This window comes from Rhizobium lusitanum (assembly GCF_014189535.1).
Taxonomy (GTDB): Bacteria; Pseudomonadota; Alphaproteobacteria; order Rhizobiales; family Rhizobiaceae; genus Rhizobium; species Rhizobium lusitanum_C.
Map to the genome: position 1 here is coordinate 98,145 of NZ_CP050305.1, position 26,947 is coordinate 125,091.

Below are 26,947 nucleotides of genomic sequence, written 5' to 3' on the forward strand. Positions count from 1 at the left end.
AAAGGCGTTTCGTTACCGAAGATACAATTTAAGAGTGTATTTCTCGCGTAAGTTTAATTATGGAACTTGTGCTACTCGGTAGCAGGCCATCCAAGACTCTAACTTATCCAACGGCGGTCTTGCGCTTATCGTCTATCGCGGCAAGTTACTTCAATGCGCTGACGCCGACGATGATGGCAGCATAATCGAGGCGGAAATCCATTTAGCGAAACGCCCGTAAATATTGAGACAAACCGAGCCACCTCTGACTTGCCGCGCCCAGCGGCGACGATTGGCCGGCAGGTGGTATAATTAAGACAGAAAGTGATCGCTGATTAGGAGAGAACCGCAGGAGGCAACAGGATGTTGTTTCGTTCGTTATCAAGGATCCTATCCCACACCCGATCATCGCCCTCCCACCGACGATAATTATTGTCACCCTGGATCGCAACCACGCTGACGCGTTGATCAAGCTTGGCGTTCGCGTTGACGATCATTGTAGTCGCCTCTTCGTACACGAAGAGCAGTCGGAATATCAGCTTGGGGAACAGATTAGCCAGAATTTTGGTGAGAACGTCGAGCTGGCTGAGATCAAAGGACTCAGGCTCCTTGTTATATGGCCACGCTATGGCAGGCATGGCATTGGCGCCATAACGGACGAATAGAACCGGTCCGGTCGCACTAGAAAGTGTTCTAATCATTTTCTCATGTTTATAGTGCATTTTGGAAGCCATGTTGCGCATCGCTTCCATCGAAAAAAGGATCTCCTTAGCATCATTTTTGGGGAATTCATGCGCAAACAAGACGCCATACTTCAAACATTCAGCTGATTGAGCGTAGCGATTATCCTTAACAGACTTCCCTAAATCTGCAGTCCCATCTCGCAAAATGCCGAGGAGACTATGCCATGGTGTCACAAGGCCGTCGAAGCAGCTGATCGTCCGCTTCTGAAAGAACCTCGTAAGCTGATAATCAACCTGGCACCACGCCCCCAAACTTATACCGTGCTCAAACTGCATCTCATATGTCCCTCATTAAATATTACGAAAATACAATATAGTGAGGGACGGTAGCAAGTAATAATTGTTGCATATCTGCAACGCTTCGTATCGATCTTTTCAGCATCCCGAAATCTCTTAGTTCAGCTTCACTCGAAACACTCAACGGTCGGCTCTTAAGCCATACTTCAAAAAGGATCATTTTTCAGGGGGTAGGCCACAGGGCCTTCAAGCTCAATACGCTTGCGCCACAACCCGAAGAAATCCAAGAGCGAATGGTCGGCGTCGTTGAAAATCTCATATGGCACTCATTCGTCAAGCGTCACGATCGAACAGGAATGCCCTTCTTATCTGTATCCGTCCTGTTGGAGCAATGACTGTGGCAAGGCCATCTTTCATCGCGCTGGGTCTGTGGAAATGGCGGAGAGTTTACTCCGCACGACCTGATCAACGCCGATCACTTTAACCGCGTATCCTCGACATGGTTACTTGGGCTGACTCTCGGGGGTCACCAGCATGGCTTTATTGATATAAGGCGTCTTTTCCAGAACCACGATAGAATCATAGAAGTGAATCGCAGACGTCGTGCGAGTGATATGGGTTTCGGGCACGATTTCATCTCCATACACAGTGGACTTGGCGTGCATCTCATCGACGAACCCTTTGCACCGGTTGATGAATGAGTTCTCCGAGCGCAAACCGCCCCCGAGTTGAGGCCAGTAAGAGCCATTCAAATCTTCCGCCAGATAAATGCCGTCGCGGGCCATACGCGGATAAAGATAGTCGAATGACATATTGATATCGCTGTTGTGATGGCTTCCGTCATCCAGAACAATATCGGGTGGGCCGAATTCGTCGAGGAGGCTCTGCAGAAATTGCCGGTCGCTCTGGCTACCGATCCTCACGTTGATTTGCTCTTCCTCATATGCTTTGCATTCCGGCCGAACATCAATCGACACGATGCGAGCCATTGGGCCGAAGTAATATTTCCACATTTGAGAGGAGCCACCGTGTCCCGTTCCGATCTCGAGGAAGGTGAGCGGCCGATTGATATATTGAGAAAAATGCCTCTCATAGATCGGAAAATAGTGGGCGTACTTGATTATCTGCCGACCTGTATTGTTCAGAAAATACGTGTAGAGGTTCATGGCCATCTTTCTGCGGGTACGTTGGTGACCGGAAAGTTGCGTTCATAAACTCCTACAATGTCAAAGCCCCCGTCAAGTATATTTTATTAGATATGCGAAAAATAAAATCCTGTCGCGACATCACCTTCATTAATCAAGTAATCCTCTGTATTTCGATAATATTATCAGGATGGCTGAAAACGTATAAACTAGGCGGTTTCTGGCTGGCGCAGCAATAGAACTATCGAGATATTGCCTCTTGGTCATAGCGTTGATCATCGTGTGGATACGACGACCCATAATCCCCTGCCAAACCGAAATGGTTTGTGCAAATGGTGAGGAAGCTCGAATAATGGATCAAGGCACCTCTGTGGATACGGCGGCAGATGACGCTGCGGAGCTGATATTTTTTCGCAAGGTAAAGACGGCTCACGACAAACTGTTTGGGGCCAGGGGAGGACCTTACAATATAGACTCGGTCGCCTACTTCACGGCTGCCATTGAAAGCTATCAGTATGCTCGCGAGCAAATGCGAAATGCCGCTCGTTTCGATACTCGTGAAGCATTATTACACTTCAGCCTGGATAAAGTATCGATAGATGGGCTCGTTCTTGAGTTTGGCGTTTTCTCCGGACACACGATCAACATCATGGCTGACAAACTCAACCACAAGATGATCTATGGCTTTGATTCATTCAAAGGGCTCCCGGAGGATTGGACAACAGGTGCAAAGGCTGGCGCATTTGCACGGGAGGGCCTTCCGTCCGTTCGGGAGAATGTTCAACTTGTGGTCGGATGGTTCGACGACACGCTGAGAACTTTCTTGGCCAGCCATCCGGGCAACCTTTCTTTCCTTCATGTTGATTGCGATCTTTATTCCTCAACGAGAACGGTTCTTACCGAGGCGCGCGATCGTATCGTTCCTGGGACAGTCATTCTGTTTGACGAATATTTCAACTACCCCGATTGGAAGCGGCATGAGTATCGTGCGTTCCAGGAATTCGCCTACGAGAACAACATAAAGTATGAGTATATCGGCTTAGTTCCGGCCTTTGAACAAGTGGCGGCGAGGATCCTCTGAACGCCGCGCACGAGTCAGCCAAACAGGTAGGCGAGGCTCGTGGTCAGGAACACGATGAGAATTTTTTGCGGGCAAGCAGCAGCTCGGCCAACGTTAGGCAGATGCGGCGGCAGCACTACTTCCAGATGGTGCCGCTGCCGGCGCGCATTGGCCCGAAAGTCGGCAACGCGATTCTGTAATCGACCGGCTGTCGGCGCAGCTTTCCGCCGGGGATTTCTTCCTTGGCCTCGAGAGTTGTGAGAACCATGGCAGCACTTTTCCAGTTGCTTGTTTGGCGACCGACACGAGCATTCGCGTGCTATGTACCGTAATTGTCCAAAGTTGACGCAAAGAAGATTGAGCGGCGAGCCTTGCCCGGTATCGTGAAATGATCCGTCGATAACGCACGGGTGAAGAAAAGGAGACCCCGCATGGACCCGACATATGGTGAATCTCGTGGTCGCGGGCAGTTTATGACGGGATTGAAGATTCAAGGCCGAGTTCTCGGTGCCATGATCATGCGTGAAGTGGTGACGCGCTACGGGCGGGAGAATATCGGCTTTCTTTGGTTGCTCTTGGAACCGATGCTCCTCACTGGCGGCGTGATGATCATGTGGACGCTTATGAAGCACGAGTCCCACGGGCTTGCGGTCGTCGCCTTCGTTCTCAGCGGTTACATGCCGCTGACCCTCTGGCGCCACGTAACATCTCACGCCGTCTCCTGCCTTCGCCAGAATTTGCCGTTGTTGTATCACCGTCAGATACGCTTGCCCGACGCACTCATCGCCAGAGCGCTTCTCGAGGTCGGCGGCACAACGGCGGCCCTGATCATTGTCTATACTACGGTCCGGCTCGCTGGAATCATACCGCCCTATCAAGATTTCGGTCTGCTTCTGGCGGGTTGGTTGTTCATGGCGTGGTTTTCCTTTGGCGTGGGGCTGATTTTCGCCGCTGGATCGGAAAGGTTCGAATTTGTGGAAAAGCTTATCCAGCCGTTCCAATATCTCTTGCTGCCGATTTCCGGCATGTTCTTCATGGTCGCCTGGCTGCCGAGCGGAGTTCAGAAGCTTGCACTCTATGTTCCGCTCGTCCATTGCTTCGAAATGTTTCGCGCCGGCGTATTCGGCGACACGGTGAAATCGTTTTATGATGTCGGCTACATTTTCAAATGTTGCCTGTTCACCACGGCCGTTGGCCTCTTTCTCGTCAGATGGGCGCGTCACCATGTGAAGTTCGAATAGAGCGCCGTTGCTCATCTGCCTAATGGCTTCCATAAAGAGCGGCGTCGTCGGAAAAGATGGGAGGCCTGAACAATCGGGCGAAAAATTCCCAATCAGCTGATCCGACGGCGTGAGAAGATCATGATGCGCTTGAAGTCAACGAGGTATTTTCAACGTTTTGTTTCCTGTACACGACGCGATTGCCAACCTCGTTCGAATTTCCCACCACGATACCGATCATCGTGAGGTGCGAGCAAAAGCCATGGAGACGACGCCAAATCGCGCCCTTCATGCCGACTGAACCAAAGGCAAGAAGCCAAATAGTGCCTGCTCGACGTTGAGTTTAGCTGCCCCCGTTGCGAACAACGTGACAGCGGCAACATCACATGACATCAGATGGCCAAGACAGTTTGTCATCGCGTTAGAATTCGGCGGCCGCACTACGCTGCACATATCGTCTCTATCGTAGGAACCAGCAGCCATACGTGGAATTGAAAACGCCGTCGACCGTTTGGTTAAATGTGGTCGCCAAAACATTGCATACGTTGCCGCCAGTCGTGAAGTTCACGGTTCCTTGGACAATCATCTTTACTCTCCGACCTTGAAACATCGGATTGATCGATGACACCGTTCCACTGCCCGTTAAAATCGCAATGCCATTCAAGGGAAGTGTTACCAACGCCGCCGTTGGAACCGGAGCGGCAAAAGCATCATCAACTCCAAGATTGTCTGCCGCAATGAATTTTATAGCATTCGAATTGTTGGTAGGTGCCCAGTCAATAGGTGTCGTCGTGTAGATAAAATTATTGCCGGTCACGATGCCGATGTTCTGGCTACTGGTAGCGATTCTTATACCGGTCGCTAATGTCCCGCCGGCGTAGTTGTCGCATTGACCAATCCTATTGTTCTGGATCGAGACGTCGGAGGCATTTCCCTCGTAAACAATTGCAGCAGCGGATGAAGTTCCGGAGGAGCAGATGGTACTATCTTTGATTCTAATATTGGTCCCGGATTTGATGTCTATCCCCGGCAAATTTGGTCGGGCATAAACTGTTTGCTGAACCATGTCGATGCCGGTCACGTTGGGACTGTTGGCTGTGTTCTGAATTAGAATAGCGGCTCCCCCTGAAACATTTGATGCCCACGCTCCAGCGAATCTATTTCCAAACAAGGTTGCAGTATTGGAATTCGTATCGATGACAAGGTCGCTGGCTTGATCTGTATCCCCCAAGGCCGATCCAGAGAATGAGGACCATTGGACCACTTGACCAGCACCCGGAAATAGCTTGGTTCCGACGCCGCAATTATAGCTAAATACATTTCCCTGAGCGAGTATTCCTCCGGAATCAAGCACCAAAAGTCCGGTGCCTGGTTGATTGTTGCAATAGACCACGTTGTTCTGAAGCTTCAAATCGACAGTTCTTGCGCTTATAGAGTTGGCCCCAACCCGTATTCCTCCACATGATGGAGAATTACTGGATATCGTTAAGGTATTGGCAAAAATCACGGTTTCCAGGTTTTGGGCGCCGGCGCCACCGCTGTTTCCAGACACGTCAATACCCCAGCAAATTCCATTTATCTGGTTACCCTCTACCCGCACTGAATTCGCGCCACCGGGGATTGCTATAGCCGCCCCACTTGTGCTGGTTTTGCTAACGGAATCAAAACACAGATTTTGCAGCACGGAGCCGGCGCCCTGAAGGGTAAGAAGATCAAAGTTCGCGGTACCTGCTCGCAATCCGGACAAGCATCCGCTATCATAAATGCCTTTACCGCCGCCATCTCCCTCGATAATAATTTGGCCAGCTGATACCAGTGATGAATTGACGAGAAAAAGTCCGCCGCCGATGTGCAGCATCTTTCTCTGCATCGCATTGATTGCCGCCTGGATGCAGGTTGAGTTGTCAAAGGATGCATTTCCAATGCAACCCCACTGCCGGACATCCGCGTTATTTGAGCCATATCGCGCTATCCAACATTTTCCGTCGGATGATGGCACCTGCGAGCCAACGTCACCGCCAGTTATTGAACATGCTGTTGGCGTAGAAATAAAGATCTGCGGGGGAGCTCCGACACCTGTTGCCGCGTCCAGACGTAGTACCGCTGGAGCGAATGTAGACGCAACAGCTTGCAGCGCTGTTGTATTTTGTACAACCAGCAGATCTGCTGTCTGAGCCCAGACTGAAGCTGGCGAAAGGAATATGAGGCTGAGAAAGCACGTGGCGCGCATCCAAGAGAGCATTGATTGTCCCCACAAATCGGTTTTTTGGAATTCGATAGTAAATTCTCTCGATCAGTCTTCTCGATCCTTCAGAGTTCGTGATGTTCGTGTTTGAGAACTTCCTCGCGGCCGCATTTAGCCCACAGGGAGAAAGCCCGACCTGGGCCACATCAGAGGTCGGGCTCCATCCTGCTGCTACAGGGGTATCAGGTCACTGCTGTTGGAAAGAGAGACATTGTATTCACCACCAAAAAAATGTGGGGTGAAATCTCTCTCAAGCGACCCCGATCGATACGTGTGTGTACGCTTCAGGGAAGTCGCCATCGGTTACCCAATGCGTTCCATCGTAATAGAAACCGCATTTCTGAAAGAGATCGCGAGCGATCAAATTGGCTTCCGTTTCGACAATACGCCCGCTCTTCAGGCCTCCATGATGGTAGAGAAAACGGATGACCGCGCTTTCAACCCCAAGCCCAACAACCCGGCAGCTCATGACGAATTGATCCAGATACGGTCCGTTCAATATGGCGACGCCGACCAGTCCATAGGAAGAGTAATTGTCCTGAACTTCAAACGTCGAGAATTTCCAGCCATCAGCAAACGCCCGGCTGCATTCTTCCATGCTCCATCGCTTGCCGGTCGTATTGAACTGGTTGGATTTGTTGATCAACTCGAATGCCCGGGGAAAGCTGCTATGGGAGCTATCCGTTATCTCTCGGATAGCAACCTTCACACCGAGAGATGCAAGGAAGTCGGCGCGGTTCATCTCCGATTTGGCGGTCTCACGCTTGACTTGATCCTGGATCATCTCCGTACGGCGGCTCGACTCCTGACTGATATAAGGCACCTGCAACTCGGGCGCCCACAGAAGAATTCGCCGGATCGAGTATAGCTCCTCTCCCAAAGTGCGGATTGTTGGGAAAGCTGCCTGGACCGATTGGCGTTCGACCGGGTTATCGTCGATAAAGAGAACGTTTTTCGGCAGGAGATTTGTGTAGGTCAGAATCTCCTGGATGTTTTCAGCTTTCGGCCGCCAGTTGATTTTTCGGATCGCGAAATCGTCAAGAGCAAGCCGGCCACCAAGAATATCAGGCCAAAGCTCGGTTATCCGTGCTTCTTCGTTTTTGCTGACGATTGCCAGGACAATGCCCCTGTGTTTGAGATACTTCAGGGTCTCGACCATCCCAAGCGGCCAGCCCTCCAGAATGTAAGGATGGATGCCCTCTTCAGCCACGACGCCGCGCCAGACGGTATCATCGAGATCCACGATCACCAGCTTAACGCTGTCTTGCTGCCGGATCGTCCGATACATGGCATCGATCTCGCTCCAAATGGCGAGAATGAAATCCTGTGGGTTGAACGGATAGAGATCCGAAAGCTTGGTTGGAACAGCGATGCGTTTCGTATCATGCACACTATCCCAATCATTGGCGAAGGATGCATGGCTCCACGGCCAAACAAGGTCTTCCTGAATAAACTTCTTGCCAAAGGTAGAGGCTATCGCGTCCGTCTGAACGATATGGGTGTTGGCCCTTTCGACCGCAATCTGATGAAGGACCTTGTTAAGTTGCTCGACAAAATAGGTCGGATTGCGAAAATCATGGCGGGGCAAAAGCCGGCCAATCAGGTTCTGTTGGGGGGTCAAGAACTCCGCTATGAATGTGAGCAAATTGGAATTTTCTGTGTATTTCAGTGCACCGTTCAGCGTTTGGATGAGCCTGTTCTTTGCCTCCTCAAACTTAGCGATGAAAGGCTCCTCACTTTCGTGGGATATGTTCGCGAGCATCGTCTCAGGTACGACCGTGCGTAACGGAAGATAGATAAACTGAAAATCGTAGTCACTCGCGGGTCTCGGCAAATTGCTTTCAGCAACACCAGGGAAATTGTAAAGAATATGCTCGACTTGAGTCCTTGGGAAAACCCTATGAGCATGATGATAGATGCCTTGCGAAATACACGAACCGATAACAAGAATTCGTTTTACGTCAGTCTCTGAAACAGCGAGCTCTCGCGGCGTACGAAAGCCGTACTCTTGAGAGGATCTCGTCACTGGTGCATTGCTTTCGAGCATTTCTCTGTCCTGACCATGTGGTTAAGCCCAACTATCGCCTCGAAACCAATCAACCGTTTCTCCTGCCACATTCTCCAACGAGACATATCGGTGATCAGTGTTTTTCGATTGAATTAGCTTGTTCAAATAAACAAGAATCTTGTTAGGTACGCTAGAGTCTTGGAATTGATCTTCACATCTCATCTTACAATGATGCCAAAATGCCCACTCGTCGACTAAAGCCTTGATATCCAAACCATCTAAAGACGTGAGATCTTGAGTCATAAGAAGCTTCTCGGATGACGCCAGAGCGCAATATCACCATTGCTCGGCGTTAGTGCCAGCCAGAAACCGCCGAGCTTATACGTTTTGTGACTCGCTGATTATGTTGCCGAAAACAGACGCTTCTCTTCGGAGCTAACGCATCACCGGCGATTACCCAATTCACCACCTCTACGCATTTCTTCCTTCGTCAATTCGGCAACAGTCCTCACCTGCAATCTGGTGATTTCGACCACGATATCCCCATCGATCTTGTGTGTGTCCTTCGCGTCGACAAAAATTGGATTTGAATCTCGACGCAGACGATGAATTTTTATCGATTGATGTAGTGCCGGCATGAGATACCGTTCAACACATCTGACCAATACTTCTTGTTCGAACGACAATAGCCAGTCACTAGGGCCTGCAAGTACATATCCGGCTAGGTGTTTCTCTAGAAGGTGGCCGTTGTCGAAACCGTCTGCAACGACCAAGTCACTAGCTCGTAACTTGATCAAGATATTGATATCCGCTAGATACTTATCAATTAGCTCCATAAATCGATCTGCCGCACCGTAATCTAAATGCGCTCTTTTGTACTCAGACCAATAATCTCGGGCATTGACGAGCTCTGCCTTGTTCATTTCGCTGAACGGCTTCTCGACGCTTTCGTAAGGAATTTTCGCGTCCTCCCTTTAGGCAGCATTTTTCTCACGCTAGCCGTATTGTTCTCACGCCGCGTTGCTGCAACCTAGTCGAAAAGCGTCAAAAAAGCACGGATTGCGGAAATTTACTCGCCTCAATATTATGCTTTAATATGTTCACAACACTGCAAGCTGCCGTCGGTCTGGGGCGAGCTGTGCTATCATGGGGTGGTCGTGATGTCTGTATCGCTGACGCTGAAAAGTGAGGGATAGGTAGCTGGCTGCGGAATATTCGACGACTATACGTGCCTTACCAGGCTGGCAGCGCCATCACAAATGGCGGTTCCTTTGCGGAAGTCAGCCGGCCGATGACAACCACTACCCAAAATGTGATGTCTGAGGGGCTGCCTTGACAGCCTCTGTTGAGTGTATAGCGCCACTCCTGCGCACCACGACATCCAATGATAATTTCAATACGCACGATTGAGCTGCTTGCTCAATGCGCGGGGGATCAGCGCAACCACTCCCGGTGATGGTGCCTAACGCTGCCATAATTGAGATGCGAAAGCACGTCCCTCGGACCGCGCAATCGCCGTTACGTTGGCTTAAGATGACAACGTCTGGGCCACAAGCCGCGCCTTCTCACCATCCAACCGGACTGCAGCTACGGCAGACGAGCTCGCCTGCCAAAATCTCGAAGTTCGAGGGCGACTGAAACTGGCGCTCATATGCTGCTTTAAATACGTCTCACGTGTGAGATTGACGCAAAATGGCTAGCGTATATGCGTTGCTATCCTGTAATTCATATTACAATCAAAAAGAGAATCGTAACCCAATTTTAGCCCGGCCGTATATAGCCCTTTGGGCAGATGCCATTGAATAATGTCATGCCGCGCGCTCCTTAACTGGAACTAGTCCAAGCGATTTCCGGCATGACTTGAAGAGCCATTTATGTTTTGCACCTCGTCGGAGATCCTCAATGAAAACGTTCTTTTGCTTTAGTCTCCTTTGTTTGATGCCTGCCGGGGCCTTCGCACAATCCGGGCCTGTTATGGGGCCTCCAACATCAACGATTGGAAACGTCGCGGTTTTCGGCAACACCACCGGTACACAGATTTCGGACGGCGGAAAATCGCTGCCGGGTGGTGTAATCGTAGGCACGACAGATACTCAGACCCTCTCGAATAAGACGATTACCTATACCGCACCTGGTACAGGCGCGGTCGCATCGACGGTTAGCGGAAAAGTCAATCAGATCATAAATGCGGCTGATTTTGGTCTCGTCAATGATCCGAGTTGCGCGACTGACGCTACAGGAGCGCTTCGGGCTGCTATTGCAGCCGCCGCGGGCAAGAAGCTCGTCCTTCCGGCGGGACAGTTTTGTCTGAACACGGCGACCAGCACTCTACAGATTAACAATGCCATGGAGATCGAAGGACAGGGCACAGGCACCACTCTTATTAAATGGAATGCACCGGCTGGTTCAAATTATGCGCCAACATTTGATGTCTTGGCCTCCGGCGTAACGGTGCACGATCTGGCTGTCGACGGCAATGCGGCGGTTCGGAACTATCTGGATTCCATCTACTACGGCGGCGTTGTTACGTCACTAATGGCCCCGTGGGGTGAAGTAGCCTTTGTAATAGAAGGTGACAAATTTACTGGGTACAACCTCAAGGTCAGCTCTGCGTTCTCCAACTGTATAGGCATCGGTAAGGTGACAGATGGGACAAAATCTACTTTTGGGAGTCCTCAAAATGTAAATCTAAACAATATTTATACCGAATTTTGCGGCAGTGGTGTTGCAGCTGCGAACCAACCTATCCCGGGACATTCGGGCTTCGGTATCGACAACGCATCCGGCCAATTTGTAAATATAAGCAACGTCATCGACAGGCAGTCTTATAGCAATTTCGGGAATGATATAGATACTGGCGCAGCGACGAATTGGACAAACGTATGGGGATACTTTGCGCGCCATGATCCTAACAACACCGGCGCGCCTTCGAGCGGATTTGGCTTTTATAACGGATCCGCCGGCGGCACTTTTACCAATATAAATATCATATCACCGGACACCTTTGGAGTTTGGGCTGACGCGTCCTCCTCACAAACATCATGGAGCAATATTACCGTCCGTGGCGCGGGTCAGGAGTGCCTTATTATCGGTGCAACTTCATCAAGCTGGAGTAATGTCGAATGTCAGTTGCCATCGCACTCCGTGGCCGGCGCTTATGCAGCAGTCCGCATACGCACCGATCAGCAATCATGTAATCCGCCAGGACAGAACTGTCAGCCACTGCCGATCTCCAACTTAAATATGAACAATTTGGTAATCGAGGGAGCCACCGATACCGCGATTGCACAAGCGACGCCGCCTTCCTGGTCCTATGCTATTACCGCAACAGGTGGACCCAACAATGTGACAGGAGTGATCAATATGAATGCGGTCACAGGCCTGCAAGGGCCCACAGGGTTCAACATTGCTCCAACGGTTACTGGTCTGCTGATCAATCACAAGGAGGCTCTGAGCCAGTCTTTTGGCGATGCGGTAATAGGTCCCCTTTCACCTTATAGATTTGCATTTGGCGGTCTTATGAATGTCAAATCCGTTGGACAGAATGCGAGTTGGCAAACTGCCGCATTTGGTGATTTCTCGAACAACGGCAGCTTGTTTGTTTCTGATACGGCGGCACCAAACAAAAGACTTGCCTTCGGTTGGGACCCGGTAAATAACATCAGCGTTATACAATCCGTGTCTGCGTCTGTTTCCGGGATGCCCCTTGCACTCAACCCGTCAGGAGGCAGCGTCCAAATAGGGCGGCAATCATTGCCTACGACAGGTACAAATGGTTTTCCGTATATTCCCGCGACGACCGGCACACCAACAGGCGTACCGGACGCCGTGACAGGTATGGTGCCCATGCAATACGATAAAACCAATCACAAGTTTTGGATCTACGACGGAGGCTGGAAGAGCGTTACCTTGAACTGATCCGCTTAAAGCTGTCGGCACCAAAGATTTAAACGAAAAAGGCCGCACAACCGAGTAAGGCTGGCTGTTGTGTGCCATGGTGGCCTTACAGCGGGCCGGATAGATTCCTTAAGATCACGTCAGCTTGACGCTTAGGCATCAACGTTAGGCCGAATTTAAGAGCGGTGACTATATCCGCGCAGAGTTCTTTGCTGATACAGTGAAACTCACGCGCGGCCTCTATTTTTTGCGTCGAATGTGCGATTATGCGCGAGAGATGCAGAAAGCTGTTATGCCGTACCCGCGGGTTACAGCCGGCCTCACGCGGCTCTTGGCTATTTGACGCCGTCGGAATATGCTGGCGGTGCAGTTACTTCGTTGGGCCAAAACGGCCTCACCAGCGTCGGAGGCTAACGCTCCAAGCTGGACCACCAAACCCAAGCGCTTCAAACCCCGCATGTACTAACATTAGACCCGGATCAATCCGCGGGGGCATACCACGACCATCCATCGCCAACTACCTAAAATCCCGCGTCTTCACCTTGATCGTAAGCGGTGTTTTGACCCCACCTTCCGGATCAGCTTGTGATTGACGATGTTGAGCCTGGAAAGAGGGTTTGGACATATGCCGATTTCAGAGCTTACGCTTAAAACCAAGGATGATGAGCCGGTTCGTCGGTTCGAGGTTTTTACTGGTAGTGGTCGTCGTCGTGAATGGAGCGACGAGCAGAAGGCGCAGATCATTGCGGAAAGCTATGAGCCCGGCGTGACGGTGTGCTCGGTGGCTCGGCTTCATGGGCTGGCATCGCAACAATTGTTCACGTGGCGACGGCTTGCCCGCAGGCCGCTCGATACATTGCCGGACGAAGCACCAATGTTTGCGCCTGCGGTTATCGTCGCGCAGGACATGCCCGCGCCGAAGAAGGTACGGCAAGCGCGTTCACCGAGGAAGGCTCATGGCGACGCGGTGATTGAGCTGGAGATCGGTGGTGCGACAATCAGGATTGCGTCTGGCGCTGACGCCTCGACGATTGCAGCCGTCATTGCGGCCATGAAGGCCTCATCGTGATTGGTCCGTCCGGCGCGGTGAAAGTCATGATCGCCACCAAGCCTGTCGACTTCCGCAAAGGTGCGGAGGGGTTGGCTGCACTGGTTAAGGCCGAGATGGGAGCCGACCCGTTCTCCGGAACGATCTATGTGTTCAGGGCGAAGCGAACCGACCGCATCAAACTGATCTTCTGGGATGGCAGCGGCGTGTGCCTGGTCGCCAAGCGTCTTGAGGATGGCGAGTTCCATTGGCCGCGAATGCAAGACGGCGCGATACATCTGACATCCGCACAATTCTCGGCTTTATTCGAGGGGCTGAACTGGAAACGCGTGCATGCGCCAAGCGAAACGCGCACACCTGTTCAGGCCGGATAGCCGCCGCGACCAATTGAATCAGCTGTATCGAACATCTCGTTTTGGGCGGCAAAATATGCTGTTGTCGATCTATGACGATAAGGGCGGACGAGCTTCCGGATGACCTGAACGCGCTGAAAGCGATGGTGCTTTCGCGCGAGGCAGAGAATGCCCGCCTACGCCAGATCATCAAGGAATTGCAGCGCCACCGCTTTGGTCGCCGCGCCGAAACGCTTCCCGAGGATCAGCTTCTCTTGGGCTTGGAAGAGGCCGAACAGGTCGAGGCGGATGGTCTGGAAGCGAAGGAAGAAGCCTCGGCCGCTGTGCGTCAGGTACGCATTGCTAAACGCCGAACGAACCGGGGTTCGTTACCAGCCCACTTGCCGCGCATAGAGATGATCGTCGATATCGATGATCATGCCTGCCCAGGCTGCCGCCATGACCTACATCGGATCGGCGAAGACGTCAGCGAGAAGCTCGACATCATTCCGGCCCAGTTCCGGGTGCTGGTTGTTCGCCGCCCGAAGTATGCCTGCCGGGCCTGCGAGGATGTTGTCGTCCAGGCTCCGGCTCCCGCCCGGCTGATCGAAGGCGGCATTCCGACCGAAGCAACCGTCGCTCAGGTTCTGGTCTCCAAGTACGCCGATCATTTGCCGCTATATCGCCAAGCGCAAATCTACAAGCGGCAAGGCATAGACCTTGATCGCTCGACGCTCGCTGATTGGGTCGGACGCGCCGCCTGGCATCTGCGGCCCGTTCATCAACGGCTGCTCGACGTGTTGAAGACATCTTCCAAGCTCTTTGCCGATGAGACAACAGCCCCCGTGCTCGATCCGGGACGCGGCAAGACCAAGACCGGGCAACTCTGGGCCTATGCTCGCGATGACCGGCCTTGGCAGGGAGACGATCCGCCAGGTGTCGTCTATGTCTACGCACCGGATCGCAAGGCCGAGCGCCCGATGGCGCACCTCGAAGGCTTCGTCGGCATTCTCCAGGTCGACGGGTACAGCGGCTATCGCCCGTTGGCTGCTAAGAACACCGTCTCTCTGGCTTTCTGCTGGTCGCATGTTCGTCGGCGCTTTTACGAGCTGGCCGCAGCCGGACCCGCACCCATTGCCACCGAGGCGCTGCGCCGCATTGCCGAACTCTACAGAAACGAAGACGAGATACGCGGCCGGACGCAAGATGACCGTCGTGCCATCAGACAGGAGAAGAGCCGTCCGATCACCGACAGCCTTGCACCCTGGTTCACCGAACAGCTCGGCCTCATCAGCCAGAAGACAAAGCTGGCCGAAGCGATCCGGTACACCCTGTCGCGCTGGGATGGGCTGACCAGGTTCATCGACGACGGCCGTATCGAGATCGACTCCAACACAGTCGAGCGATCCATCAGGCCAATTGCCCTCAATCGGAAAAATGCACTCTTCGCGGGCTCCGACGCCGGGGCCGAGCACTGGGCGACCATCGCATCGCTCATCGAGACCGCCAAACTCAATGATGTCGAACCGCTTGGCTATCTCACCGACGTGCTTACCAGGATCGCCAATGGCCACCCCAACAGTCAGATCGACGAGTTATTGCCCTGGTCGTACAGGGTCGATAAGCTTCTCCCGACAATAGAATAGGCGTGGAGTGTGCCGTGACAGAGCAGAGCATCTCATGGGAGCAGGATGGAATCGACTCGGGCTGGTTCTTCGCCAAGAACGTCGGCTCAGTGAGAAGCAGTTTCAGCTATCGCCCTGGAGGCTGGTGGTTCCTTCCAAAGTGGTTGCCTGACACGGCAGAAAACGATGTCGGCCCCTTCAAAACCAAAACTGCCGCGTTGGCAGAAGCAGAGAGCCTAGCTGCCCACCAGCTCACGAAATAGCAGGAAGCATCAACTTCAGCCGCCATGGCCTCAGAACAGCGCTTACCCTTGATCGCATCCAAATGCAGATAAGGATCTTATCCCGAGCCCGAGACTATGCCGATCAGGCTGCCTAAGCCTCGGGATTTCCGGTAAGAAACGCCGCATCGGCTCGGCATAGTATTCTGCCCTCCTTGCAACAATGCAAAGGAGATCAAGATGACCACGACCATTAATCTTTACAGCCGCCAGCTATGGCAGCGGTTTGATGGGTGGATTTTTCGAGAGGACGTTGAAGGGTACATCACTCGGATGCAAGCTGCCGGCTATCGCCTGCGGTCAATCTGCCGGGCGACAAGGATGGTCGGAGAGTATGCGCGGTGGCTTATCGATGATCATAACGATGGAAGTGATGTTTCACCCAAAACGGTCTCCAGTTTCCTGAGCCACCGAAGAAAGATTGGCAAGCTTCGAAACGGAGATAGATCTGCCGTTTTCCGATTCCTTGCCGAACAGCTTGATGCTGGCGCCGTTGACGGCTTGCCCATTGCAGACCCGCACGAGCAGATTCTCAACTCGTTCAGTGAGTACCTGAGAAGGACGCGTGGGTTTCATCCTACCACGATCAAGGCCAGCGTATACTACGCGCGGCCGTTTTTCAGGGAGATCTGGAACGGGGCAGACGAGCTAGCGCAGATATCTCGTCAAGACATTATCAGCTACATTGAAAGGCACGTCCGTGATCGCAGTATAAGTACTATGCAAGGCGTCTTTACGCGGTTGCGGTCATTCCTGCGATACCTGTTTACCGCAGGCTTGCTCGATAAGGATCTGTCATCGAGCATTCCGGCTATCAGCGGGCGCAGACACGCAAAGCTGCCAAAGTTCTTGACCCCTGTACAGCTGCAGAGTGTCCTGGATGCCTGCAATCGCACCACGTCGGCGGGGCGTCGTGACTATGCAATCCTGCTGCTGTTGGCCCGCTTGGGATTGCGTGCCCACGAAGTCTCAAAACTGGCGCTGGATGACATCGACTGGCAAATTGGTGTGGTTTCCATCACGGGCAAGGCCGGAACGCAGTCCGTGTTGCCTCTGCCGTGCGACGTCGGAACGGCGATCGCAGACTATCTGGTAAACGATCGACCATCTTCAGTGTCACGGCAGGTCTTCCTGCGCCTTGAGACGCGGAAGGTGGGTTTCCCAACGGCTACCGGCGTCATTTTAGTCGCCACGAGGGCTTTGAAGCGCGCCGGCATTACCGGGATCGCAAACGTTCGATCGCATGTCTTCCGGCACACATTGGCGACAGATATGATTCGATCCGGTGCTACTCTAAATGAGATCGGCCAAGTCCTTCGACATCTGAGTCACGACACCACACGGATTTACGCCAAGGTGGATCTTCCGCGTCTCCGCCTGCTGAGCCAGCCCTGGCCGGAGGGCGCCCGATGACAAAACTCCACGGCTCTCTTGAGACTTATCTCCTGACAAAGCGAGCGCTGGGCTTCAAACTAAATGATGAAGGCAAACTCCGCAACTTCGTCGCTTTCATGGATAGGCGGGGAGCGACGGTCGTCACAGGCAAACTGGCAATAGAATGGGCTGGAAGCTCGGCTGGCCCGGCAACGTGGGCGATCCGGCTCTCGGCGGTTCGAACATTCGCCCGGTATCTCGCCGACACCGCGCCACTCACCGAGATCCCCCCAACCGGGGTGTTTCCGCAGCATCACCGGCCACAACCTCACATTTATACCGCGGAGGAGATCGAAGCCCTTCTCTCGGAGATAAAGCGATGGCGCTCCAGGAATGGCTTCGGGCAATGGACCTTCCATTGCTGCATTGGTCTGCTGGCAGTGACCGGAATGCGGCTTGGAGAAGCTATCCGTCTCAAGCGTTCAGATGTAGATCTCGATGCCGGCGTTATTTCCGTCGAAGAGTCGAAGTTCGGCAAATCGCGGATCGTTCCGGTCCATCAGACGACCGTCGCGGTGCTTCGGGATTATTGTGAACGGCGGGATGCCAGCCCGCCAAGGCGGCTGAGCGATCACTTTTTCGTCGGCGAACGTGGCAAAGGACTGCATATCCAGCGCGTCGAGTTGGTCTTCATAACGAGTATTCGGCGCGCCGGCCTTCGCGGAGCTGTCGGGACACGCGGCCCGAGGATCCACGACCTTCGGCACACCTATGCCGTCAACACACTGTTGCGATGGTACGAGTCCGGGGACGACGTCGACCGGATGCTTCCGGTCTTGTCCACCTATCTCGGACACACCCACACCCGCGACACGTATTGGTATCTATCGGCGTGCCCGGAACTGATGCGCCATGCCGCCGATCGTTTGGAAAGAAGATGGGGGGCGACGCCATGACTCTGACGATCCTTCCGTCCTTGATCGAGCGTTTCTTCACTCAGCGGCTGATGCAACAGCGGAATGTCAGCGCCAACACGATTGCCTCCTATAGGGATACGTTTCGGCTGCTTCTTCGTTTCGCGTCGAAGCAAGTTGGTCGACTGCCGTCACAGCTGGACCTCGCCGACCTGGACGCCCCGCTGATCGCCGGCTTCCTTGAGCACTTGGAGGTTGAGCGGAGCATCGGAGCACGGTCACGCAATCTGCGGCTGACGTCCATCAGGACGTTCTTTCGTTTCGTTGCGTTCGAAGAACCGGCATATAGCTTGCAGATTCAACGTGTCCTCGCGATCCCTCCAAAACGCGTTGCGCGTCGAGAAGTCGAATTCCTCGGACGAACCGAGATAGAGGCAATTCTCGCCGTTCCCGATAAGATGACCTGGGCTGGCCGCCGCGACTACACGCTGTTGCTCGTGGCGGTACAGACCGGCTTGAGACTCTCCGAGATTACTGGCCTTAATCGCGATGCCATTCAGCTCGGCGCTGGCGCGCATATTCGATGCGTCGGAAAGGGGCGAAAGGAGAGAAGTACCCCGCTAACCAAACTGGCACGGGAGGCCGTCAAGAAGTGGCTCACTGAACCACCGCGTCACCGATCGACAGCGCTTTTTCCAACCGTCCATGGAGATCGCATGAGTGCCGACGCGGTACAGTTCATGCTGTCTAAATACGTGAGCGTCGCAGCGGAGACCTGTCGCTCCCTGAGGGCAAAACGCGTATCACCGCACACGCTTCGGCACAGCGCCGCCATGGAGCTGCTATTGGCCGGTGTCGATCTGACGGTGATTGCGCTATGGCTTGGTCACGAGTCGAGTCAAACAACGCTGACCTATCTCCATGCGCATATCGCGCTCAAGGAGGCCGCTTTGGCGAGGGTGACGCCGCTGGAGGGACGGAAAGCGAGCCGTTTCGTACCGGATGATAAGCTGCTGTCATTCTTGAACGCGCTCTAATCAGCCGAAGCGAGCGCCGGCCATTGGTCGCCCGGCGCTCGCAACTACCGCTGGCTGTTTTCGCCCGAACAGCGCTCTGCATGCGCTGCTCGGGGTTGCCGTCGCCGATGAGATCTTGCTTGCTTGTCTTCCTACCCAAACTATGCCGAGCCGATGCGGCGTTTCTTACCGGAAATCCCGAGGCTTAGGCAGCCTGATCGGCATAGTCTCGGGCTCGGGATAAGATCCCTTATGCCGAACTCGGCATAAGGGATCGACGATATCCCGCGCCCGTGGCCCCTTCGGAAACCCGCGCGGATCCGGCACCGGCGACCCATGATGAAACTCATCCCCTCGCCCATGCGGCAGCGGAAAGACAGCATCACGATCCCCAACACTTGCCAGCTCCGCCGACAGATCACTCAGCCGATGTGCCACAAGATGCACAACCTCCCCTTCCCGCTGAATGCGGCCATAAACACCGATCATGCCGGCGCCCAGCACGACACGGCGGTATTTCTCGAAGGTCTTTAGCCAGACAACGAGATTGGCGATGCCGCTCTCATCCTCGATGGTGATGAACATCACACCCTTGGCGGAACCCGGCCGCTGGCGAACGAGCACGAGGCCGGCGGCCTCGAGCCATGTGCCATCGCGGGCCTGCATCGCATCGCGGCAGGTGACAATACGGCGCTTCGCCAGATCGGCGCGCAGGAATGAAAGCGGATGGTTGCGCAAGGTCAATCCGACATGGCCGTAGTCCTCGACCACCTCGCCGCCTGATGTCATCGGCCTCAACGTGACCGTCGGCTCATCGAGCTCCGGCACGGTCTCGTTTTCGCGGGCGGATGCGGCCGCAAACAGTGGTAGCGGCTCGTCCCGCAATGCCTTGATCGCCCAGAGCGCCTCGCGCCTGGCAAGTTTCAGCGACGGCTGGAAGGCATCGGCTTCGGCGAGTTCAACCAGCGAGGCTGCCGGCACACCGGCACGGCGCCAGAGATCATCGACCGAGGCAAAAGGTTGGTCGGCCCGCGCCGCGACGATTGCCGCGGCATCGGCATTGGCAAGCCCCTTGACCATCCGCAGACCAAGCCGCACGGCAAACCGCTCTTCGTCACCCGTCGGCTCGAGCGTGCAATCCCAGCGGCTGGCGTTGACGCAGACGGGGCGCACCTCGACGCCGTGATCGCGTGCATCACGAACAATCTGGGCTGGTGCGTAAAAGCCCATCGGCTGGGCATTGAGGAGAGCGGCGCAGAAGACGTCGGGATGCCAGCATTTCAGCCAGGAGGAGGCATAGGCGATCAGGGCGAAGGAGGCCGCATGGCTTTCCGGAAAACCGTAGCTGCCAAACCCTTCGAGCTGCTTGAAGGTCTTTTCGGCAAACCCCTGCTCGTAGCCATTCTCCACCATGCCGGAGATGAGTTTTTGGCCGAACTTGGAAACGCCGCCAGTATGCTTGAACGTTGCCATGGCGCGGCGCAGCTGATCGGCCTCGCCCGGCGTAAAACCGGCGCATTCGATCGCCACCCGCATCGCCTGCTCCTGGAACAGCGGCACGCCGAGCGTCTTGCCGAGCACCTTCTCCAGCTCGGGCTTCGGATAGACGACCTTCTCCTTACCCTCCCGGCGCCTGAGATAGGGATGCACCATGTCGCCCTGGATCGGGCCGGGTCGGACGATCGCCACCTCGATGACGAGATCATAGAAGGTGCGCGGCTTGATGCGCGGCAGCATCGACATCTGCGCCCGGCTTTCGATCTGGAAGGTGCCAAGCGTGTCGGCCTTCCTGATCATCGCATAGGTACGCGGATCCTCGGGCGGGATGGTGGCAAGATCGAGAGTAATGCCCTTGTGCTGGCCAAGAAGATCAAAGCCCCGCTTCATGCAGGAGAGCATGCCGAGCGCCAGGCAATCGACCTTCATGAACTTCAGGATGTCGATATCGTCCTTGTCCCACTCGATCACCTGCCGCTCAGTCATGGCCGCCGGCTCGATCGGCACAAGCTCGTCGAGACGGTCACGGGTGAGCACAAAGCCGCCGGGGTGTTGGGAGAGATGGCGCGGGGCGCCCATCAGCTGCCGGGCAAGTTTTAGCGTCAGGCGTAGGCGCCGATCGCCCAGATTGAGATTGAGCTCCTTGGCGTGCTGTTCGCCAACGTCCTCGCCCCAGCCCCAGACATTGGAGGAAAGCATCTTGGTCATGTCCTCCGGCAGGCCGAGCGCCTTGCCGACATCGCGCACTGCTCCCTTGGAGCGATAGCGAATGACGGTCGAGCATAGTGCTGCGTGATCGCGACCATAGGTCTCGAACACCCATTGCATGACAATCTCGCGCCGCTCGTGCTCGAAATCGACATCGATATCCGGCGGCTCGCGACGCTCCTCGGAAACGAAACGCTCGAACAGCAGGTCGTTGATATCAGGGTCGATCGAAGTGATGCCGAGCACATAGCAGACAGAAGAATTGGCAGCCGATCCCCTGCCCTGACAGAGAATGTCCTTGGATCGGGCAAAGCGGACGATCGAGTTCACCGTCAGGAAGTATGGCGCATATTGCAGCCTCTCGATCAGCCGCAACTCGTGCTCGAGGTTCTTGCGCACCTTGTCCGGCAATCCCTCCGGATAGCGCCAGGTGGCACCCTCCCACGTCAATTGCTCCAATGTCTGCTGCGGCGTCAGTTCCGGATGGGCGCGCTCCTCCGGATATTGATAGGCAAGCTCATCGAGCGAGAAGCGACAGCGCTCCATGATTTCGACGGTGCGAGCAAGCGCTTCCGGATAGCGAGAAAACAGCCGCGCCATTTCTTCCGGCGGCTTCAGATAGCGATCGGCATGCCGTTCCCGCCGAAAACCGGCATCGTCGATGGTGACGGTGTGGCGAATGCAGGTGACGACGTCCTGCAGGATGCGCCGCTCCGGCACATGAAACAGCACGTCGTTGGTGACGACAGTGGCAACACCCATGGCCACCGCCATATTCGACAATTCGTGCAGGCGCATCTGGTCGTTCGGCCGGCGGCGCAGCGTCAGCGCCAGATAGGCGCGGTCGCCAAAAGCCTCGCGCAGGCGACGCAGGTTGAGAGCACAGGTGTCATCTGCCTGGTCGGGGAGGAAGACCGCAATCAGTCCCTCGCCATAGGCAACGAGATCGGTCCAATCGAGCCGGCATTTCGCCTTGCCGCCGCGCTTCTTGCCAAGCGACAGCAGCCGGCAAAGCCTGGCATAGGCGGGCCGGTCCGTGGGATAGACGAGTACGGACATGCCATCCGTCAGATCAAGACGACAGCCGACGATCAGCCGGACGCCGGTGTCCCTGGCGGCCTGATGGGCGCGCACGATGCCGGCGAGACTGTTACGATCGACGATCGCCAAAGCCTCGATGCCAAGCTCGGCTGCTTGCGCGAACAGTTCCTCGCAGGACGAAGCGCCGCGCAGGAAGGAAAAATGCGAGGTCACCTGCAGCTCGGTATATCTCGGGCATGTCATCCGAATATCCCATGCAGGAACCATTGATGATTGCCGGTCTCGCCATGTTCGCCGTCACCAGACCGAAAGATCCAGTAGCGCTCACCGGCATCATCCTCGACCTGAAAATAGTCGCGCACGGCTGCGAGCTCCGCGTCGCGTTTCCACCATTCGCCAAAAACCCGCTCAGGGCCATCGGCGCGCCTCACCCGTCGGCGAATGCCGCGCCAGGTGAAGCTGACAGGTGGATGATCAGGCAACAGCGCCATGGTCTCGATCCGTTCGGGATGCGGCAGCAGCCGCGTCGGCCTTGGCCAATCATCCGGCCAGGTCTCGTCATTATCAGGCGTCATCGGCGCAACGCGGGTGACCGAGCGCTCCGGCACGTCGCTCGCAACAGGCGCGAGACGGTAGAGCCGGCGCTCGCCGATGCGGTTGCCGAGACTATCGATCAGGCCGGAGACGTCGGCTTGCGGTTCCCCGACCAGCGAGGAGATCACCTGGCGTTCGATCAGCGGCTCGGCATGGGTTGCTGTCAGCGACATGATCTCGATGCCAAAGCCGGGATCGATGGTTTCGATCCGATCCGTGAGCAGCCTCGTCAAGCGCTTGAGGTCCCGAACAGGTGTCGCGGTCCCGGCACGGATCGCCTGGTATGAGCTGTCGACACGGTGAAACAGCAGATCGACGCGGCGGGCGCCCAGACCTTTTTCTTCCAGCGCGCGACAGAGCTGGACCACCAGCTTGGCGGTATAGCGCGCAATCGTCTCAGGTGCGGCGATCGGCTCGCCGAAGGAACGACGGACTTCGACCAGTTCCGGCGTGCGGACCGGATCGATCGGCTCGGCGACCTGCCCCATCACTTGGTCGAGACGGCGGCCGAGCTCCGGCCCAAAGCGCAGGGTGAGCGGCGCACGCGGCTGGCTTGCCAGTTCGCCGATCGTGTTGAACCCGAGAACACGGAGACCAGCGACGATAGCGGGATCGAGCCGAAGTGCCGCGATCGGCAGACCGAGGATAGCGTCAGCCTGAGCACCCGTGGGAATGACAAGCGTCGGATCTGCCAGAAACCGGGCGCAGGCATGGGCCGCACCCCAGCTGTCGGCAACCGCTGCCCGCGCGAAAATGCCGGAGGCGAAGAACCGGTTGACCATTCCCGACAGCATCAGCGCCTCGCCGCCATGCAGATGATCGGCGCCGGTCGAGTCGATCACCAGACCATCGGGCGGATCGGCGGCAACGATCGGCGCGTAGCGCTGCAAGGCCCAGAGCGCCAGGCGCTCAAGCGCCTCGGCGTCGGCAGCCGGATCGGCATCCATGACGACGAGGCCGGTCACGAGTGCCTGCGCCTTGGTCGCCGGCATGCCAATGCGCAAGCCGGCTGAAATCGCGGCCGCGTTCGCCGCCAGGACGACGCGCCGGCGCTGCTCGCGGCCGATCAGGACGAGTGGCGTCTCAGGCGGAGGTGCGGCGTCGCCCAGTTTCCGTCTGAGGCGATCCGTGGACCAACTCGGAAGGAAGAGCGATACGACCCTTGGCATCGGGGGCCTCCACTTCAAAATCGGCACTGTCTCCGGCGCGACATCGGATGAGCTCGAGCAGCCAGCGCGGCCGACCGACGCCTGGAACCGGCAAGGGGGAGGATGGCAAGACAGAAACACGCCAGCGGGTGACGGAGGCCGTCGGCTGCCCGAAATCGGATGCCTCGGTCTGTCGGCGCCAGCGGCGAACGGCAATGCCGATGGTGCCGGAACGTTCGGCGGCAAGCTGCAGCCGGCGCGAGGCGGTCATAGACAGTCGCGCCAGCTCGCCGACGACGACACCCAGCCCTCCGTGTCGCAGGCCCTCCTCCATGCAGGAGAGCAATGCCTTTTCGTCGCCGGCCTCGACGTAGATGACACGGCCCGGCAGCAGACCCACCTGGGCCAGCGCCGGCGCGAACAGGTCCGGCCGTGTGACGCACCAGAGCACCTGGCCCTTCGAGCGGGCAGCGATCGCGGCAGTGAACAGGGCTGCGGCAGCACCGTCGATGGCGCCATTGCCACCGCCGGCGACTTCATGCAGGGCTGCAAGCGCCAGCCCTCCCCCGGCAGCCGGCTGTCGATATCCGCTAGCCCAAATGGCAAGACCTCTCGTACACGGCCGCTCGGACCTTCGAGCCGTTGGATGCGGTCTCGAAGCTCGGCGACGACGGAACTGACGGCAGGTTCGGGCATTTTGAACAGCTGGGCTCCTCAAGGCTTTGCAATATTGCTCTTGGCTGATATGTTCTGTATTTGTTCCTTCTTGGGTCATGAGTCAATCGGACTCAAAAAAGAGTGGTCGATGACGGCGATCGGAGAGCGGGCAAGGTTGATGGGAAACCGGCCGCAGAACTAATCGGCAGCATGAAAAGTCAGAGCTTTACGGCAACCTCTGGTCGAACTAAGATAAACACTAGTAGCGAAGTATGATGGTATCCCTATTTTATGGCCGATCAGCGCATTACAACTGGATCTCCGGAGCTGGCACCGCCTACGATGCCCGCAATCCAGCGAACAAACGTTGCACACCGCACCATTCGGAAAGCGGACTGGCGAAATTCTGAGCTTCTCGATTTGAACGCTCTTAAGACGGTATTTGAGGACTGTGATTTTAGCTATTCCGTAGTTGAGAACGGTTATTTTAGAGACGCCGTTTTTAGAAACTGTCGATTTGTGGGTGCCAAATTTTTTGACTGCAACTTCAAAAGCGCGAATTTCTACAAGTGTGACTTCAAGTTTGCCTTGTTTCACAAGTGCCTGCTTGAGGTCCCTGAAATTCTAGCAACTTTACCAGCCGAGCCCAATATTCGGCGTGAGGCTCTCCAGAACCTTAAGGCAAATGCAACGGAGACTGGAGATTTCGCAAGCCTAGGCCTCCTGACCCTCCAGGAAATCGACGCAGCGCGCCGGCATTTCAGCTATGCTCTTCGAGGATACGATACCTATTACAAGAACAAGTATTCCAGTTTTTTTGCGAAGGCGCGAGCTGGAGGAAATCTGTTTGGCTTGTGGCTCGGTGGAGTCATATGGGGCCACGGAGAGAGACCTTGGCGGCTTCTGACGAGCTGCTTTGTGACGCTTTGCGCGTTGGCCCTTCTCAACTTCTGGAGCGTCATGCCAAGGATTGGTTGGGAGCAGGCCGAAAGAGGAGCCAAATCGTTTGAGTACATTATCCGCCTCTTTTTGGATCTATTCCCCGATCAAAAGTTCGCCGGATTCGTCTTCGTCGACTACATCGTAGTTTTAATGCGTTACATTTATATCGGCCTCTTTATTTCCGTCCTATATAAGTCGATATCCCGCAGATGAACGGTGGCGAGCTTATTGGGGCGTACATCTTCGGCTCGGTCGCGCGTGGCAAACAAGACCACCTTAGTGATCTAGACATTTTAGTCGTTGTTAGAAACGGCATGGGCAAAGTTAGCGACGGGGAAGTCTTGTCCAGAGTACCCGAGAAACTCCGCTCGCTCAGGCCGTCAATCTCGTGGTACGGAGCTAACCGAATCGAACAAATGTTCCGCAATGGTGAGCTTTTTGCGTGGCATCTCTTCCAAGAAAACCTTCCGATATTCGATCCAAACAATTTCTTGAAGAATGTCGGGAAGCCTGCCGGTTACCGGGATGCTTTGCTGGATGTTGCGTCTTTCAGGAAGGTGTTGCAGGCAATTCCGCAAGAGGTGAGAGCAAACGAAGGCAATGCTATATATGAGGCAGGGCTTGTCTACGTATGTCTCCGGAATATCGCCATGTCTTCGTCATGGTCGTTATGCAGCCGCCCTGACTTCTCGCGATACTCGGTTTTTAATCTGGAGGGCATTGCTGAATGCCCGATGTCAATAAGCGAATTTGAAAAGACAATGCTCTGCCGAATGGCAGGTCAGAGAGGGACCGAGCCACCAGAGGGCGTTGATAAGGACTTCGTCCTGCGCCTTCATGCGCGCTTGACTCCGTGGTTGGAGGCGTTGCAGGCAACACTTGAGGAGCTGGAAAAACGTGGATAACAAGACGCGCAGAACTCGGTTCGAGACGAGGATAATGTTAGAACGCGAGTTCCTTGCAAAAGTAAATTCGGTCTTCGGGTCTGCCCATCCACTCACGGGAATGACGATGGCTGCGATACGAGAATGGCGAGAGAAACTGCATAGGATTTTTCCAGAGCTCTTTATTCTGGATATCGAGCAGCTTTTGATGGAGGCTTCCGCGCGAGCTGACCTCATGGCAGATGATAGCAAAGAGGTTTTCCAACCTGACCGACGCGAGCTCGACTCCCTTTTTGAGGTAAGATTACTTCTTGACCAGAAGTTGGAGGCGGCATTGCAGAGCCGTGATCGG

The 26,947-nt window shown here is 55.2% G+C and carries 20 protein-coding genes and 1 pseudogene; 12 read left to right on the plus strand and 9 right to left on the minus strand.

The annotated features are described in order from the left end of the window. Positions 1 to 314 precede the first annotated feature (314 nt). Positions 315 to 998, minus strand: a complete 684-nt coding sequence (locus HB780_RS02200; RefSeq protein ID WP_183686701.1) for a DUF1796 family putative cysteine peptidase — start codon at positions 996 to 998, stop codon at positions 315 to 317. 464 nt (positions 999 to 1,462) lie between these two features. Continuing rightward, a complete protein-coding gene (locus HB780_RS02205; RefSeq protein ID WP_183686703.1) occupies positions 1,463 to 2,125 on the minus strand; it encodes a class I SAM-dependent methyltransferase in 663 nt (220 codons plus the stop codon). Between the two features lie 331 nt (positions 2,126 to 2,456). Between HB780_RS02205 and HB780_RS02210 the strand changes: the two genes are divergently transcribed. After that, positions 2,457 to 3,185, plus strand: coding sequence for a class I SAM-dependent methyltransferase (locus HB780_RS02210; protein WP_183686705.1), 729 nt, complete (start codon positions 2,457 to 2,459; stop codon positions 3,183 to 3,185). 115 nt (positions 3,186 to 3,300) lie between these two features. On the opposite strand, the gene HB780_RS32810 is transcribed toward HB780_RS02210, so the two are convergent. Beyond that, complete coding sequence (locus HB780_RS32810; RefSeq protein ID WP_286202872.1) at positions 3,301 to 3,432, minus strand: hypothetical protein; 132 nt, start codon at positions 3,430 to 3,432, stop codon at positions 3,301 to 3,303. A 163-nt stretch (positions 3,433 to 3,595) separates the two neighbouring features. Here HB780_RS32810 and HB780_RS02215 point away from each other — a divergent pair, with 163 nt between their 5' ends. Then, positions 3,596 to 4,405, plus strand: a complete 810-nt coding sequence (locus HB780_RS02215) for an ABC transporter permease (RefSeq protein WP_183686707.1) — start codon at positions 3,596 to 3,598, stop codon at positions 4,403 to 4,405. A 439-nt stretch (positions 4,406 to 4,844) separates the two neighbouring features. Here HB780_RS02215 and HB780_RS02220 read toward each other — a convergent pair whose 3' ends face one another. The 3 genes from HB780_RS02220 to HB780_RS02230 form a co-directional block, all read right to left on the minus strand. Next, a complete protein-coding gene (locus HB780_RS02220; RefSeq protein WP_183686445.1) occupies positions 4,845 to 6,626 on the minus strand; it encodes an autotransporter outer membrane beta-barrel domain-containing protein in 1,782 nt (593 codons plus the stop codon). Between the two features lie 253 nt (positions 6,627 to 6,879). After that, positions 6,880 to 8,676, minus strand: coding sequence for an HAD-IIIC family phosphatase (locus HB780_RS02225; protein WP_183686447.1), 1,797 nt, complete (start codon positions 8,674 to 8,676; stop codon positions 6,880 to 6,882). 404 nt (positions 8,677 to 9,080) lie between these two features. Then, positions 9,081 to 9,560: a hypothetical protein gene (locus HB780_RS02230; RefSeq protein WP_183686449.1), complete on the minus strand. Its 480-nt coding sequence runs from the start codon at positions 9,558 to 9,560 to the stop codon at positions 9,081 to 9,083. 979 nt (positions 9,561 to 10,539) lie between these two features. Here HB780_RS02230 and HB780_RS02235 point away from each other — a divergent pair. From HB780_RS02235 to HB780_RS02270, 8 genes are all read left to right on the plus strand, one after another. Next, complete coding sequence (locus HB780_RS02235; protein WP_183686451.1) at positions 10,540 to 12,555, plus strand: hypothetical protein; 2,016 nt, start codon at positions 10,540 to 10,542, stop codon at positions 12,553 to 12,555. A gap of 574 nt (positions 12,556 to 13,129) precedes the next feature. Continuing rightward, a complete protein-coding gene (tnpA, locus tag HB780_RS02240) occupies positions 13,130 to 13,603 on the plus strand; it encodes an IS66-like element accessory protein TnpA (RefSeq protein ID WP_286202845.1) in 474 nt (157 codons plus the stop codon). Then, on the plus strand, positions 13,600 to 13,956 hold the full coding sequence (gene tnpB / locus HB780_RS02245) for an IS66 family insertion sequence element accessory protein TnpB (RefSeq protein ID WP_435693849.1): 357 nt from the start codon (positions 13,600 to 13,602) through the stop codon (positions 13,954 to 13,956). The genes tnpA and tnpB overlap by 4 nt, the downstream gene beginning before the upstream one ends. 71 nt (positions 13,957 to 14,027) lie before the next feature. Then, entirely contained in the window at positions 14,028 to 15,560 is a 1,533-nt protein-coding gene (gene tnpC / locus HB780_RS02250) for an IS66 family transposase (RefSeq protein WP_183686455.1), read from the plus strand. Between the two features lie 14 nt (positions 15,561 to 15,574). After that, a complete protein-coding gene (locus HB780_RS02255) occupies positions 15,575 to 15,802 on the plus strand; it encodes a hypothetical protein (RefSeq protein WP_183686457.1) in 228 nt (75 codons plus the stop codon). Between the two features lie 198 nt (positions 15,803 to 16,000). After that, positions 16,001 to 17,233 (plus strand): tyrosine-type recombinase/integrase, encoded by a 1,233-nt coding sequence (locus HB780_RS02260; RefSeq protein WP_183686459.1) that lies wholly within the window; start codon positions 16,001 to 16,003, stop codon positions 17,231 to 17,233. Further along, positions 17,230 to 18,150, plus strand: a complete 921-nt coding sequence (locus tag HB780_RS02265; protein ID WP_183686461.1) for a tyrosine-type recombinase/integrase — start codon at positions 17,230 to 17,232, stop codon at positions 18,148 to 18,150. Before HB780_RS02260 ends, HB780_RS02265 begins: the two co-directional genes overlap by 4 nt. Next, positions 18,147 to 19,145, plus strand: a complete 999-nt coding sequence (locus HB780_RS02270; RefSeq protein WP_183686462.1) for a tyrosine-type recombinase/integrase — start codon at positions 18,147 to 18,149, stop codon at positions 19,143 to 19,145. Before HB780_RS02265 ends, HB780_RS02270 begins: the two co-directional genes overlap by 4 nt. A gap of 165 nt (positions 19,146 to 19,310) precedes the next feature. On the opposite strand, the gene HB780_RS02275 is transcribed toward HB780_RS02270, so the two are convergent. The 3 genes and pseudogenes from HB780_RS02275 to HB780_RS02285 all read right to left on the minus strand — a co-directional run bounded on the left by HB780_RS02275 (position 19,311) and on the right by HB780_RS02285 (position 24,808). Then, positions 19,311 to 22,613, minus strand: a complete 3,303-nt coding sequence (locus tag HB780_RS02275) for an error-prone DNA polymerase (RefSeq protein WP_183686464.1) — start codon at positions 22,611 to 22,613, stop codon at positions 19,311 to 19,313. Then, positions 22,610 to 24,133 carry a Y-family DNA polymerase gene (locus HB780_RS02280; protein ID WP_183686466.1) on the minus strand — a complete coding sequence of 508 codons (1,524 nt, stop codon included), beginning with the start codon at positions 24,131 to 24,133 and terminating at the stop codon, positions 22,610 to 22,612. Before HB780_RS02280 ends, HB780_RS02275 begins: the two co-directional genes overlap by 4 nt. Then, positions 24,048 to 24,808, minus strand: a pseudogene (locus tag HB780_RS02285) (ImuA family protein). Before HB780_RS02285 ends, HB780_RS02280 begins: the two are co-directional and overlap by 86 nt. Positions 24,809 to 25,060: 252 nt before the next feature. Here HB780_RS02285 and HB780_RS02290 point away from each other — a divergent pair. Continuing rightward, positions 25,061 to 25,924 (plus strand): pentapeptide repeat-containing protein, encoded by an 864-nt coding sequence (locus HB780_RS02290; RefSeq protein WP_183686468.1) that lies wholly within the window; start codon positions 25,061 to 25,063, stop codon positions 25,922 to 25,924. Further along, positions 25,921 to 26,616 (plus strand): nucleotidyltransferase domain-containing protein, encoded by a 696-nt coding sequence (locus HB780_RS02295; RefSeq protein WP_183686470.1) that lies wholly within the window; start codon positions 25,921 to 25,923, stop codon positions 26,614 to 26,616. Before HB780_RS02290 ends, HB780_RS02295 begins: the two co-directional genes overlap by 4 nt. Positions 26,617 to 26,947: the final 331 nt, after the last annotated feature.